Source organism: Buttiauxella agrestis ATCC 33320 (assembly GCF_000735355.1).
GTDB classification, from domain to species: Bacteria; Pseudomonadota; Gammaproteobacteria; order Enterobacterales; family Enterobacteriaceae; genus Buttiauxella; species Buttiauxella agrestis.
In genome coordinates, this window is sequence record NZ_JMPI01000001.1 from 1 (window position 1) to 13,844 (window position 13,844).

13 protein-coding genes are annotated in these 13,844 nt (G+C 51.1%); 3 read left to right on the forward strand and 10 right to left on the reverse strand.

What is annotated here, in order from left to right; translation table 11 throughout:
* Positions 1–75 precede the first annotated feature (75 nt).
* The 4 genes from hemG to pepQ are packed head-to-tail and all read right to left on the reverse strand — an operon-like array spanning position 76 to position 4,060.
* Positions 76–609 (reverse strand): menaquinone-dependent protoporphyrinogen IX dehydrogenase, encoded by a 534-nt coding sequence (gene hemG / locus GBAG_RS00005; RefSeq protein WP_034492114.1) that lies wholly within the window; start codon positions 607–609, stop codon positions 76–78.
* Positions 610–621: 12 nt separating this feature from the next.
* Positions 622–2,073, reverse strand: coding sequence for a Trk system potassium transporter TrkH (gene trkH / locus GBAG_RS00010; protein ID WP_034461629.1), 1,452 nt, complete (start codon positions 2,071–2,073; stop codon positions 622–624).
* Positions 2,074–2,117: 44 nt separating this feature from the next.
* Positions 2,118–2,729, reverse strand: a complete 612-nt coding sequence (locus GBAG_RS00015; protein ID WP_034492115.1) for an IMPACT family protein — start codon at positions 2,727–2,729, stop codon at positions 2,118–2,120.
* Positions 2,729–4,060 (reverse strand): Xaa-Pro dipeptidase, encoded by a 1,332-nt coding sequence (gene pepQ / locus GBAG_RS00020; protein ID WP_034492116.1) that lies wholly within the window; start codon positions 4,058–4,060, stop codon positions 2,729–2,731. The genes GBAG_RS00015 and pepQ overlap by 1 nt, the downstream gene beginning before the upstream one ends.
* Before the next feature lie 194 nt (positions 4,061–4,254).
* Between pepQ and fadB the strand changes: the two genes are divergently transcribed.
* Positions 4,255–6,444: a fatty acid oxidation complex subunit alpha FadB gene (gene fadB / locus GBAG_RS00025; protein WP_034492118.1), complete on the forward strand. Its 2,190-nt coding sequence runs from the start codon at positions 4,255–4,257 to the stop codon at positions 6,442–6,444.
* Between the two features lie 9 nt (positions 6,445–6,453).
* Positions 6,454–7,617 carry an acetyl-CoA C-acyltransferase FadA gene (fadA, locus tag GBAG_RS00030; RefSeq protein ID WP_034492121.1) on the forward strand — a complete coding sequence of 388 codons (1,164 nt, stop codon included), beginning with the start codon at positions 6,454–6,456 and terminating at the stop codon, positions 7,615–7,617.
* Positions 7,618–7,694: 77 nt separating this feature from the next.
* On the opposite strand, the gene fre is transcribed toward fadA, so the two are convergent.
* Positions 7,695–8,396: an NAD(P)H-flavin reductase gene (gene fre / locus GBAG_RS00035; protein ID WP_034492124.1), complete on the reverse strand. Its 702-nt coding sequence runs from the start codon at positions 8,394–8,396 to the stop codon at positions 7,695–7,697.
* A 47-nt stretch (positions 8,397–8,443) separates the two neighbouring features.
* Entirely contained in the window at positions 8,444–9,937 is a 1,494-nt protein-coding gene (gene ubiD, locus GBAG_RS00040) for a 4-hydroxy-3-polyprenylbenzoate decarboxylase (RefSeq protein ID WP_167333319.1), read from the reverse strand.
* Between the two features lie 176 nt (positions 9,938–10,113).
* Here ubiD and rfaH point away from each other — a divergent pair, with 176 nt between their 5' ends.
* Positions 10,114–10,602 (forward strand): transcription/translation regulatory transformer protein RfaH, encoded by a 489-nt coding sequence (rfaH, locus tag GBAG_RS00045; protein ID WP_034492129.1) that lies wholly within the window; start codon positions 10,114–10,116, stop codon positions 10,600–10,602.
* Between the two features lie 35 nt (positions 10,603–10,637).
* Here rfaH and hemB read toward each other — a convergent pair whose 3' ends face one another.
* From hemB to tatB, 4 genes are all read right to left on the reverse strand, one after another.
* On the reverse strand, positions 10,638–11,660 hold the full coding sequence (gene hemB, locus GBAG_RS00050; RefSeq protein ID WP_034492131.1) for a porphobilinogen synthase: 1,023 nt from the start codon (positions 11,658–11,660) through the stop codon (positions 10,638–10,640).
* A gap of 15 nt (positions 11,661–11,675) precedes the next feature.
* Positions 11,676–12,455: a 3'-5' ssDNA/RNA exonuclease TatD gene (gene tatD / locus GBAG_RS00055; protein WP_034492134.1), complete on the reverse strand. Its 780-nt coding sequence runs from the start codon at positions 12,453–12,455 to the stop codon at positions 11,676–11,678.
* A gap of 65 nt (positions 12,456–12,520) precedes the next feature.
* Positions 12,521–13,306: a Sec-independent protein translocase subunit TatC gene (gene tatC / locus GBAG_RS00060; RefSeq protein ID WP_034492136.1), complete on the reverse strand. Its 786-nt coding sequence runs from the start codon at positions 13,304–13,306 to the stop codon at positions 12,521–12,523.
* Between the two features lie 2 nt (positions 13,307–13,308).
* Complete coding sequence (tatB, locus tag GBAG_RS00065) at positions 13,309–13,842, reverse strand: Sec-independent protein translocase protein TatB (protein ID WP_034492138.1); 534 nt, start codon at positions 13,840–13,842, stop codon at positions 13,309–13,311.
* Positions 13,843–13,844: the final 2 nt, after the last annotated feature.

Consider the following 13,844-nt stretch of genomic DNA (forward strand, 5'->3'; position numbering starts at 1 on the left):
CCGGAAGCTGACAAGTGTTTATTGCAAAAAAATGACTGAGCGCCTCTTTTTTCGACAAAACGACCATTTTCGACATTATTTGCTGTTTAAATGGGCTATCTCTTGCGCGAAACGGGCCACCTGAGGCCAATCTGTATAAACAACTTCTTTGCTAATATCTGTTTCGCCGCCAGTCATCTTCATAATTAAGCGAATCATCACGCGATCGTACCAACGATAACGCGGATAACGCAGCGCACCAGCAAACACCGCGCAGTGATTTGGCTGCCAGGGGGACGTCAGCAAAAACTTGCGTGTATAAGAGTTGGTTTGCGGGGAGCGCTTCTCTGGTTTACGCGCCACCAGGTTCACAGAGAAGAAAGCACTGGGGATCTTATTCAACGCTTGCTGATGCTTTTTCACAAAAGCAGCCACTGAAGAATGGAAATGCCCGTAACGAATAGAAGCACCAATCACTACACGTTCGTAATTGCCCCAGGCAATTACGCCACTGCGATGCAAGTTAACCACATCACTCTCAACACCCAGCTCTTTCAACTCAGATGCTATATAAGAAGCAATCTCGCGAGTTTGACCATCACGGGTCGAAAACAGAATTAAAGTTCTCACTACAGGCTCCGGTTACTCTCGCCAGAAAGTTGGCGTAAACAATACAAGTAAAGTGAACACTTCAAGACGACCAAATAGCATGTTAGCGATCAGTATCCATTTCGCCACAGGATTCATGCTGGCAAAGTTGTCTGCCACGACCCCCAAACCTGGGCCAAGGTTATTCAGCGTAGCCGCCACGGAAGCAAAAGCTGAGAAGTCATCCACGCCCGTCGCAATAATCGCCAGCATACTCACGATGAAGACCAATGCATAAGCAGAGAAGAATCCCCACACTGCTTCAAGAATACGTTCGGGCAGCGCGCGGTTGCCGAGCTTGATGCTATATACCGCATTTGGGTGCACGAGGCGTTTCAGCTCCCGGTTCCCCTGCTTGAATAACAGCAGAATACGAATGACCTTCAGGCCGCCGCCCGTTGAACCCGCGCAACCCCCTATAAAAGCAGAGCACAGCAACAACACCGGTAAGAACAAGGGCCAACGCGCGATACTGTCGGTTGTGAACCCGGCGGTCGTCGCCATCGAGACAACCTGGAAGAATGCCTGATTCAGCGTTAACAGTGCCGTCTGGTAAGTATTATGGAACCACAATACCAAGGTACAAATAGCCACCAGCGTCAGTTGTACGCCAATGAACATACGGAATTCAGGATCGCGCCAATAAACTTTTAAATTACGCCCGCTTAATAAAGAGAAGTGCAAACCGTAGTTACACCCGGAAATCAGCAGGAAGATGGCGATAATTGTATTAATGGTGGGACTATCAAAATAACCAATGCTGGCGTCATGAGTGGAAAACCCCCCAATCGCAATAGTCGCAAAACTATGGCCAATTGCATCAAACGCCGGCATGCCCGCAAACCAAAGCGCAAGAGCGCATGCAACGGTTAACAATACATAGATGAGCCATAGGGTTTTTGCAGTATCCGCGATACGCGGGCGCATTTTATTATCTTTAAGTGGCCCTGGCATTTCAGCGCGATACAACTGCATCCCACCCACGCCCAGAATTGGCAAAATGGCTACAGCGAGAACAATGATCCCCATACCGCCAAACCACTGCAGCATTTGCCGATAAAACAAAATGGCGTGAGGAAGCGTATCGAGCCCGACTAGCGTCGTCGCCCCGGTAGTGGTTAAGCCCGAGAACGATTCAAAGAATGCATCGGTAATAGTCAGATTCGGTTGTTCGGCGAAGATAAAAGGCAATGCCCCCACGCTCCCCAGCACCGTCCAGAAGAGTACGACGATCAGGAATCCTTCTCGCGGTTTCAGCTCACTTTTTTGCCGCCTGTTAGGCCACCACAAAAAAGAACCAATGAGTAACGCTGCGAAGAAAGTCTGGGTGAAAGCTCGGCCAGCACCATCGCGATAAATTAAAGCTACCAACCCGGGAATAATCATGGTCACAGAAAATAAAATGACTAACAGACCAACGATTCGGGTTATGGCGCGAAAATGCATTTCAGCCGCTTCCTTAACTATCAAAAAATAACGAGAGGGAATTATTATTCAGCCGGCAATAAATGCAATGCACCGCGGCTAAAATCTGCAAGTCTGACTGAAAAGTCAGCGAGTTTTGCGGGCGGCAACGCCACACGTAATAATACAGATGCCTGAAAATCACTTTGCACCAGGATGCCATCGAACTGCTTAAGCAATGTTTCGATTCCCGCAAGCTGCGCATAATCACACTGCAAAGTATATTCGGTTAACGGAACTTTGAGCACCGTAGACAATTGATTTAACGCCGCCTGCACGCCGCCGCCATAAGCTTTTACCAGGCCGCCCGTTCCGAGCTTAATACCGCCAGAGTAACGCACGACGACAGCGGTGATTTCACCAATACCACTTCCCATAAGCTGGGCAAGCATTGGCTTACCGGCTGTGCCTGCTGGCTCGCCATCATCAGAAAAGCCTAATTGCTGTGAGTCATCAGGCGCACCAGCCACCCAGGCCCAGCAATGATGCCGGGCATCCGGGTGTTCAGAACGCACGTGTTCAAGAAACGCTTTCGCCTCTATTACGCCAGTCGTATGCGCGACCAGCGTAATAAAGCGACTCTTCTTGATTTCCTCAGCGACCGTGACGGACTCAGCAGGAATCAGCCAGCTATCCATTACGCCAGTTTCAAATCACGCGTCATGTTTTCAACACTGTTTTCGTAAACAATCACGTTGTCTTCAATGCGAACGCCACCGAAAGGTTTCATTGCTTCAATGCGCTGCCAATCGAAGTGTTTGCTGTACTGGCCTTCGCGCCACGGTGCGAGTAACGACTCAATGAAGTAAATGCCCGGCTCGATAGTCAGAACCATACGCGGCTCCAGAATACGCGTGCAGCGCAGATACGGATATTGAGAAGGCGCAGCCATGTGCGTCCCTGCGTCATCCTGCATGAAGCCAGCGACATCATGAACCTGCAAACCCAGCGGGTGACCCAGACCGTGTGGCATAAATGGCCCAGTAATGCCGGTTTCCACCATCGCTTCTTCGCTAATACCCGTTACTAGCTTATGGCGGTTCAGCAGCTTCGCAATACGTTGATGGAACTGAATATGGTAATCGGTGTAACGCACACCCGCTTTCAGGGTGTCAATTAACGCCAGTTGTTCGGCATTAACGTCTTTCACCAATTGAGCATAATCATTGTCGCTATTAGCCGACCAGGTACGCGTTAAATCAGCCGCATAGCCGTTGTATTCCGCGCCAGCATCTAAAAGGAAGCTACGCATTTCAGCAGGTGCACGATTATCTAATTTGGTGTAATGCAAAACTGCCGCGTGCTCGTTGAGCGCCACAATATTGCCATATGGCACATCGGTATCGCGGTGCCCGGTTGCGGTCAAATAAGCCAGGTTGATATCAAATTCGCTCATCCCGGAAAGGAAGGCTTCATGAGCTGCCTGATGGCCAACCACTGCGGTTTTCTGCGCTTCACGCATACACGCCAGCTCGTAGTCAGTTTTATAAGAGCGATGATAATGCAGATAATCAATCACTCCTTTCGGGTTGATGTTCGCACCCTGAATTTCAAGCTGAATGGCACGTTCTGGCACCGGCCCGATATAACCGATATTGCCACGCGCAGCAGGCAACTGGCTGCCAATGCCATCTGCTTTTGGCAAAGCAATCACTTCAATTTCGTCAGTCCAGAAGGATTCTGGCAGCGGTTCAACGTTGTGCCAGTAATCAACCGGCAGGTAGAACCACAGCTTAGGTTTGTTCACGCCATCCACCAGCAGCCAGCAGTTTGGCACTTGTGTCACCGGAACCCAGGCTTTGAATTGTGGGTTAACTTTGAACGGATACGGATGATCATCGAGGAAGACGTTGACTAGCTCGCCCGAGTGAATCAACAGCGCGTCGAGATTAAAACGCGCCAGAACATTGCGGGTACGTTCCTGCAAAGTTGCCACATGATCTTTATAAAGTGAGGCCAGTGAATCCATGATTTACCCTTCTGTTTTTTTCATAAACTGAACGCCACGCATCTTAGCACACCGTAAAGTTTGCGAACTTATTTCCAGTGGCTGTGATCATCTTTGCAAATATTTAAAGAGTCATTTGCATTTCATTAACATCAATTCCACACTCCTCTCCATCTGGTACGACCAGATCCCATTGCTGGATTCAGGAGACTGACATGCTCTACCAAGGTGAAACCTTACATCTCGACTGGCTGGAAGATGGCATCGCAGAACTGGTATTTGATGCGCCCGGCTCAGTGAACAAACTCGACACCGCGACCGTAGCAAGCCTCGGCCAGGCACTGGATGTACTTGAAAAGCAGCCTAGTCTGAAAGGCCTGTTGCTTAGTTCCAATAAAGCCGCGTTTATCGTTGGCGCTGATATTACCGAATTCCTGTCGCTGTTCCTGGTTCCAGCGGAGCAACTGACACACTGGCTGCAATTTGCCAACAGCGTATTCAACCGCCTGGAAGATTTGCCCGTCCCAACCATTGCTGCGGTAAATGGTTACGCACTTGGCGGCGGCTGTGAATGTGTGCTGGCAACGGATTACCGTCTGGCAACTCCGGATACCCGCATCGGCCTGCCGGAAACCAAACTGGGCATCATGCCAGGCTTCGGTGGTTCTGTGCGTCTGCCACGTTTACTGGGTGCTGACAGCGCACTGGAAATTATCACCGCAGGGAAAGATGTTGGTGCGGTTGAAGCGCAAAAGCTCGGCTTAGTTGATGGTGTCGTTAAAACTGAAAAACTGCGCGATGGCGCACTGGCTATACTGCGCCAGGCGATTAATGGCGATCTGGACTGGAAAGCCAAACGTGCACCAAAACTGCAACCTTTGAAGCTGAGCAAGATCGAAGCCACCATGAGCTTCACTATTGCCAAAAGCATGGTGATGCAGATTGCGGGTAAGCATTACCCGGCACCAATGACGGCAGTCAAAACCATCGAAGCCGCGGCACGAATGGGCCGTGACGAAGCATTACAACTGGAGACTCAAAGTTTCGTGCCGCTGGCGCGTTCTAATGAGGCCCGTGCGCTGGTCGGGATTTTCCTCAACGACCAATACATAAAAGGTCAGGCGAAGAAGCTGACCAAAAATACCGAAACCCCGAAACAGGCAGCCGTTCTTGGTGCCGGGATCATGGGCGGCGGCATTGCTTACCAGTCTGCCTGGAAAGGCGTGCCGGTATTAATGAAGGATATTAACGAGAAGTCGCTGGAACTGGGTATTAACGAAGCCAGCAAACTGCTCAACAAACAGCTGGAACGCGGCAAAATTGACGGCATGAAACTGGCGGGTGTGATTGCCACCATTCATCCAACACTCGATTACGCCGGTTTTGAGCGTGTCGATGTGGTAGTTGAAGCAGTGGTAGAAAACCCGAAAGTGAAGAAAGCCGTTCTGGCAGAAGTGGAAGATAAAGTGCGCCCGGATACCGTTCTGGCGTCGAACACCTCGACCATTCCGATTGGCGAGTTGGCAAATAGCCTGAAGCGCCCGGAAAACTTCTGCGGTATGCACTTCTTTAACCCGGTGCATCGCATGCCGTTAGTGGAAGTGATTCGCGGCGAGAAAACCTCTGAGCAAACTATCGCTAAGGTCGTCGCCTGGGCCAGCAAAATGGGCAAAACGCCAATCGTGGTAAACGACTGCCCAGGTTTCTTCGTCAACCGCGTGCTGTTCCCGTACTTTGCAGGTTTTAGCCAGTTGATGCGCGACGGTGCCGATTTCCGTCAAATCGACAAAGTGATGGAAAAACAGTTCGGCTGGCCGATGGGCCCGGCGTATCTGCTCGACGTTGTCGGCATTGATACCGCGCACCACGCTCAAGCAGTGATGGCGGCAGGTTTCCCGCAGCGTATGCAGAAAGATTATCGCGATGCCGTTGATGCCATGTTTGACGCAGGCCGCTACGGCCAAAAAACCCAGCAGGGTTTCTATCGTTACAAACAAGACAGCAAAGGAAAACCGCGCAAAGAGCAGGATGAAGCGACTGACGGCCTGCTGGCCGATGTCAGCAAGCCGCGTCACGATTTCAGCGACGAAGAAATCATTGCTCGCATGATGATCCCAATGGTCAACGAAGTGGTGCGCTGCCTGGAAGAAGGCATCATCGCAAGCCCAGCAGAAGCAGATATGGCACTGGTTTACGGTCTGGGATTCCCTCCATTCCACGGTGGCGCATTCCGCTGGTTAGACACCATCGGCAGCGCGAAATATCTCGATATGGCGCAACAGTACGAACATCTTGGCCCGCTCTACCAGGCGCCGGACGGTCTGCGTACTAAAGCGTCCCATAACGAGCCGTACTATCCACCGGTTGAGCCAGCGCGCCCAGCCAGTGACCTGAAAAGTGCCTGAGGAGTGATCATGGAAAAGGTTGTAATTGTTGATGCCATCCGCACCCCGATGGGCCGTTCAAAAGGCGGTGCGTTTCGCAATTTGCGTGCAGAAGATTTATCAGCTCATTTGATGCGTGGAATTTTGTCGCGCAACCCGGCCTTAGAAGCCGCTGCGCTGGATGACATTTACTGGGGTTGCGTGCAGCAGACGCTAGAGCAAGGTTTCAATATTGCGCGTAACGCCTCGCTGCTGGCGGAGATCCCACATTCAGTTCCAGCTGTTACGGTAAACCGCTTATGTGGATCATCCATGCAGGCGCTGCATGATGCTGCTCGAATGATTCAGACCGGTGATGCACATGCTTGCCTGATTGGTGGCGTGGAACACATGGGCCACGTGCCGATGAACCACGGCGTTGATTTCCATCCGGGCCTGAGCCGCAACGTCGCCAAGGCCGCAGGTATGATGGGTTTAACCGCTGAAATGCTATCGCGTATGCATGGCATTAGCCGTGAAATGCAGGATCAGTTTGCCGCACGTTCACACCAGCGCGCATGGGCTGCTACCGAAGCAGGTCATTTCAAAAATGAAATCCTGCCAATCGGCGGCCATGACGCAGACGGCGTGCTTAAGCGTTTTGATTACGATGAAGTGATTCGCCCGGAAACGACTGTTGAAGGTCTGGCGGCGCTGAAACCGGCATTTGACCCGGTCAACGGTACCGTTACGGCGGGCAGCTCTTCTGCGCTTTCCGATGGCGCATCAGCGATGTTGCTGATGAGCGAAACCCGAGCCAAAGAACTCGGCCTTAAGATTCGCGCATACGTCCGCTCAATGGCCGTTGTGGGCTGTGATCCTTCCATTATGGGCTACGGTCCGGTTCCCGCATCACAACTGGCGTTGAAAAAAGCGGGCCTGACTGCTGCCGATATCGACCTATTTGAGATGAACGAAGCGTTCGCCGCGCAGATCCTGCCATGTATTAAAGATCTGGGCTTAATGGATAAGATCGACGAGAAGATTAACCTGAATGGCGGTGCAATTGCGTTGGGCCACCCGCTGGGTTGCTCCGGTACACGCATTAGCACCACGCTGTTAAACCTGATGGAACGTCGCGATGCGCAGTTTGGCCTCGCCACTATGTGCATCGGATTAGGCCAGGGTATTGCCACTGTTATTGAACGAGTTTAAGTCGTTTTCTTTGCAGATTTTTTCAAAAAGTTTAGTTGCCGTTTTTCCCGCCCGTCAGGGGCGGGTTTTTTATTGCATCAGATAAACGAGAACGCATCACCAAACATGCGATCAACCTGCGCACTACGTTCATTGCAGAACAAATCGCGAGCAATTTTCGCCATTTCAAAACGTCCAGCAATATAGATGTCGTGTCCGGCAAGCGTTCCGTAATCCTGCATCACGGCAGTTAAAACCGTGCCCGTGCGCCCACGCCAACCCTCTTCCGGCTGTTCAACAACCGCCTCAACGCGCAGGTTTGGATGAACCACAGACAACGCTTCTAATTCTGACAGATCATAAAGATGCTTATCTTCACGGCCACCCCAGTAAATCGCGATTTCACGTTGTGGGTTACGCGCCAGCGCCGTCAGCAAAATAGAACGGACGTATGAGAAACCGGTGCCGCCTGCAATCAGAATCAGCGGGCGATCTTCGTCATAACGCAGCCAGGCATCGCCGTGCGGAATATCAACGACGATTTCTTTCTCTTTGAGAATTCGGTCCATCACGGCCATGGCGTACAAATTGATCTCTGAAGCGCCAATATGCAGCTCGATAAACTCATGGTCACTCGGCGTGGATGCCATGGAGAACGGGCGTTTGTCGCGCTCATCCATCACCACCATCAAATACTGCCCGGCCTGAAAGGAGAATTTCGCTTCCGGCAGTAATCGAACGCGATATACCGTGTCAGTTATCGCTTCTACCGAGGTCACTTTACAGCTTAAGGTTGTCATGCTTCCCCTCTGTCGGGTCAATAATGCAAAACGGTAAAATCCGCCGTTCAGGCGTTTTTACTGTCGTCGAAAATAGCCAGTTCGTCCCAGATTGCATCAATACGCGCGCATACTTCTGCATCTTTCTTAATAGGACGACCCCACTCACGTTGGGTTTCCCCCGGCCATTTATTGGTGGCATCCAGTCCCATTTTTGAACCAAGACCGGAAACCGGCGAGGCAAAATCCAGGTAATCGATCGGCGTGTTCTCTACCAGAACGGTATCACGTGCCGGATCCATACGCGTGGTGATGGCCCAAATCACATCGTTCCAGTCACGCGCGTTAACATCGTCATCACATACGATGACAAACTTGGTGTACATAAACTGCCGCAAGAAAGACCAGACGCCCATCATCACGCGTTTAGCATGGCCCGCGTATTGTTTCTTAATCGTCACAACCGCGAGGCGATAGGAGCAGCCTTCCGGCGGCAGATAAAAATCAACAATCTCCGGAAATTGCTTCTGCAAAATCGGCACAAACACTTCATTGAGTGCCACGCCCAGGACGGCAGGTTCATCGGGTGGGCGTCCGGTATAAGTTGAATGGTAAATCGGATTCTGGCGCTGAGTAATATGCGTCACGGTAAATACCGGGAAGTCATCTACTTCATTGTAGTAGCCTGTATGGTCGCCATATGGCCCTTCTGGCGCCATTTCGCCCGGCTCGATATACCCTTCCAGCACAATTTCAGCGCTGGCAGGCACTTCGAGATCGTTAGAAATACATTTCACAACTTCAGTTTTGGTTCCACGCAGCAAACCAGCAAAGGCATACTCAGAAAGCGTATCGGGTACAGGGGTGACTGCACCAAGAATTGTTGCCGGGTCAGCGCCTAATGCTACAGAAACCGGGAAGCGCTCACCGGGATGCTCCGCACACCATTCCTGGAAATCCAGCGCGCCGCCACGATGTGACAACCAACGCATAATCAGTTTGTTTTTACCGATAAGTTGCTGGCGATAAATGCCCAGATTCTGGCGCTCTTTATGTGGACCACGCGTTACCGTTAAACCCCAGGTAATCAGCGGCGCGGCATCTTCCGGCCAGCATTGCATGATAGGAATACGCGATAAATCGACTTCATCCCCTTCAAAAATTTGCTCCTGACAAGGGGCATTACGCAGCCGTTTGGTCGGCATATTCAGGACTTGCTTGAACTGAGGAAGTTTATCGAATAAATCGCGGAAGCCTTTTGGCGGCTCAGGCTCTTTCAGGAAGGCCAGTAACTTACCGACTTCGCGCAGTGCAGAAACATCTTCCTGCCCCATTCCCATCGCGACACGCTTCGGCGTACCAAACAGGTTGCACAGCACCGGCATATCGTACCCTTTTGGGTTTTCAAACAGCAGTGCGGGGCCATTGGCGCGCAAAGTACGATCGGCAATTTCAGTCATTTCCAGGTAAGGATCGACTGGCATCGCGATACGCTTGAGTTCGCCGCGTTGTTCGAGTAGTTCCAGAAAGTCGCGTAGGTCGTGGTATTTCATGCAATTAATCGTAGTCAGGATTTTGCGCTCATTATACGGTCTTCATGCACCGCATGCTGTATTTTTGTTAATAACGCGTAAATGGGTAACGGATGACCAATCGGTGTTTGGTTATACTTATGCTGTCTATCCCTCATAACGGCCTTTTGCTATTCTTCCTCGGTTGATTAGGAAAAAGAGAAATTATGGAATCCTGGTATCTGCTCTACTGCAAACGGGGTCAATTACTGCGGGCGCAAGAACATCTTCAGCGCCAGGAAGTTAATTGCCTCACCCCGATGATCACACTCGAAAAGATCGTGCGAGGCAAACGCACTGCGGTCAAAGAACCATTGTTCCCAAACTATATGTTTGTCCAGTTTGACCCTGAAACTATTCACACGACGACAATCCATTCAACCCGTGGTGTCAGCCATTTCGTGCGCTTCGGTGCCCAGCCTGCAACCGTTCCGGCTGATGTCATCGAACAACTGGTGAATTACCAGCCTGAAAATGTCACCGACCCTGAAACGCCGTACCCTGGCGATAGCGTGGTGATCACAGAAGGGGCATTTGAAGGTCTGGAGGCGATCTTTGGCGAACCGGACGGCGAGGCTCGTTCGATGCTGCTGCTTAATCTGTTAAATAAACAGGTTATGCAGAGTGTGAAGAACACAGACTTTAAAAAGAAATAAATAAGGCCAGCAAATGCTGGCCTTACTTTTAGCATCTAGCGTTGCATTTGCTCATCGTGCAGCCACTGAGCGACTCGCTTCGAGAAGTACGTCAACACGCCATCAGCGCCAGCACGTTTAAAGCACAACAGTGATTCCATAATGGCCGGTTTTTCTGCCAACCAGCCATTTTGAATCGCGGCCATATGCATCGCATATTCGCCAGAAACCTGGTAGGCAAAAGTCGGCACACCGAACGTATCTTTCACGCGACGAACCACATCCAGATACGGCATACCCGGTTTCACCATCACCATATCCGCGCCTTCTTGCAGATCTTGCGCGACTTCTTGCAATGCTTCATCACCATTGGCCGGGTCCATCTGATAAGTCTTTTTATTGCCACCTTTCAGATTGCCTGAAGAACCAATTGCATCGCGGAACGGACCGTAATAGCAGGAAGCGTATTTAGCCGCATAAGACATGATTTGCGTATTCACGAAGCCATCCAGTTCAAGCTGGTCGCGAATCGCACCGATACGACCATCCATCATATCGCTTGGGGCAATGATTTCGGCTCCGGCTTCAGCATGAGACAACGCCTGGCGCACCAGAATCTCACGGGTAATGTCGTTGATAACATAACCGTCCTGATCGATGACGCCATCCTGACCGTGCGTGGTATACGGATCGAGCGCAACGTCAGTCAGTAAACCTAATTCCGGTACGGCATCTTTCAGCGCACGCACCGCACGCTGAACCAGGCCATTCGGGTTATATGCTTCTTCGGCGTGCAGTGATTTTCCAGCGCTTTCAATAACCGGGAACAGAGACAACACCGGCACACCCAGCTTCGCAACGGTTTCCGCCTCTTTGAGCAGCAAATCGATAGTCATGCGGTAAACACCCGGCATCGACGTTACTTCTTCCTGGCGATTCTGACCTTCCATCACGAATACAGGATAGATAAGGTCGTTAACCGTTAATTGATTCTCGGCGACCAGGCGGCGGCTGAAATCGTGACGACGGACGCGGCGCATACGGCGACCAGGAAACGTACCGGGAAATGCATAGCTCATTGATTTTCTCCTGATTTAAGCCAGCCGAAAAAGACGGCGGGCATTGTCATCTGTTACTTGCGCAAGCCAGGCGGGGTCTTCTCCGCGCCATTCGGCCACCTTGTTCAGGATATGAGGCAAGTAGCAGGGTTCGTTCCGCCGGGAAGCAGGTTTTGGTTTTAGATCCCGCGGTAACAAATAAGGGGCATCAGTTTCCAGTAATAACTGATGCGCTGGAATCACCGGCAATAACTCACGTAATTCAAGGCCGCGACGCTCATCGCATACCCAACCGGTTACGCCAATAAAAAGCCCACGAGCCAGACATTCACGGGCCTCGTCTTCAGTGCCTGTAAAGCAGTGCAGCACCACGCCGGGCAATTTATCGAGCCACGGGTCGAGCAATGCAATAAAGCGTTCGTGTGCTTCACGGCAGTGTAAAAATACCGGCATCATCAGGTCGGCCGCCAGGGCCAATTGTGCGGTAAAAGCGCGTTCTTGTTCAGCTGGTGTTGAAAAATTACGGTTAAAATCCAGGCCGCACTCGCCAATAGCCACGACTTCAGATGCACCAGCAAGTTCACGAATGGCTTGCGCCGTTTCGTCCTGCCATTGGCTGGCGTCATGCGGGTGAACACCGGCTGTAGACCAACACCCCTGATACTGTTGCGCCAGTAAAAGCGCCTGCTGGCTTTCGTGAAGGTTTGTGCCCGTCAGCAACATACCGCTCACTCCTGCAAGCTGTGCACGGGTAACAACATCCGCATGGTCTTTGGCAAATTGAGAGCTGGTAAGATTTACACCGATATCAAACATAGTGCCTTCTAAATTGTGCCTTCCAAACGACGACCGCCCTGATGGGCGGCCTGATATTATGACTCTTACTTAGAGTGATCGTCTTCTGCTTCTGGTGCTTCTTCCGGGTCTTCTTCCTCACCTCTTCTACGCCCTTTACCGACATAGAAACGAGAGAAGAAAATCCCTACTTCAAACAGGCAGTACATCGGAATCGCCAGTAGCGTCTGCGAAAACACATCCGGTGGTGTTAACAGCATCCCGACCACAAACGCACCAACTAAAATGTACGGGCGTTTCTGTTTCAGCGCTTCGGGTGAAGTTACTCCCATCCAGCACAGCAAAATAATGGCAACCGGCACTTCAAACGCCACACCGAACGCCATAAATAAAGCCATGACAAAATCGAGGTATTTCGTAATGTCGGTCGATACGATGACACCGACTGGCGCAGTTTTGGTCAGGAAACCAAATGCCAGCGGGAAGACAACAAAATAAGCAAAAGCGATGCCGATGTAGAATAACAGCGTGCTGGAAAACAGCAGTGGCATCACTAATTTGCGCTCGTGCTTATAGAGTGCAGGCGCGATAAACGCCCAGATTTGGTAAAGAATGACTGGAGCCGATAAGAACACGGCGACATAAATTGTCAGTTTAATTGGGGCAAAAAACGGCGACGCAACATCGGTCGCAATCATCGTTGACCCAATCGGCATCTGCTTAATCAGCGGGGCTGAGACAATCTGATAAATGTCGTTGGCAAAGTAAACCAGTGCCAGGAAAATCACCAGCACAGCGATAATGCTATTTAACAGTCGCTTGCGCAGCTCTATCAGATGGCTGATAAGCGGTTGGGTATCTTCAACGGCCATGTTTACTGTTTATCACTCGAAGGTTGAGAAGAAACTGGAGTTTTGACTGGCTCTGCGACGGGTTTAATCTGAGGCTGAATTAACTCGACAGATGCTTCTTCCGTTGCAGTTTCAGGCACTTTTTCAGGCGCACTAGCCTGATGCGCAGCCGCTGCCGGTGTCACACCGTCGTGACTGTCCTCGGCATCTTTGACCAGCGGGTTATGGATGGTATGAGCCTCGTCACTCGCCTTCTCAGGTTCATGCGTGTACGAGCGCTTCATAGACTCAGCCGCCTGACGCAGCTCATCCATGGAGGCTTTTAACTCCGGAGTCAGGTTATCCATGCTCGCTTTTTCAACCTTCTTTAGGCTGTCTTGCAGCTCCTGGATTTTCAGTTCCTGAACCAGTTCATTTTGTACGGTTGCCGCAAGTGAACGCAGGGCGCGCACCCAGCCAACAACCGTTTTAACGGCCACAGGCAAACGTTGTGGCCCGAGAACAATCAGGCCAATAACGAATACCAGTAGCAGTTCACTGAAACCAATATCGAACACGG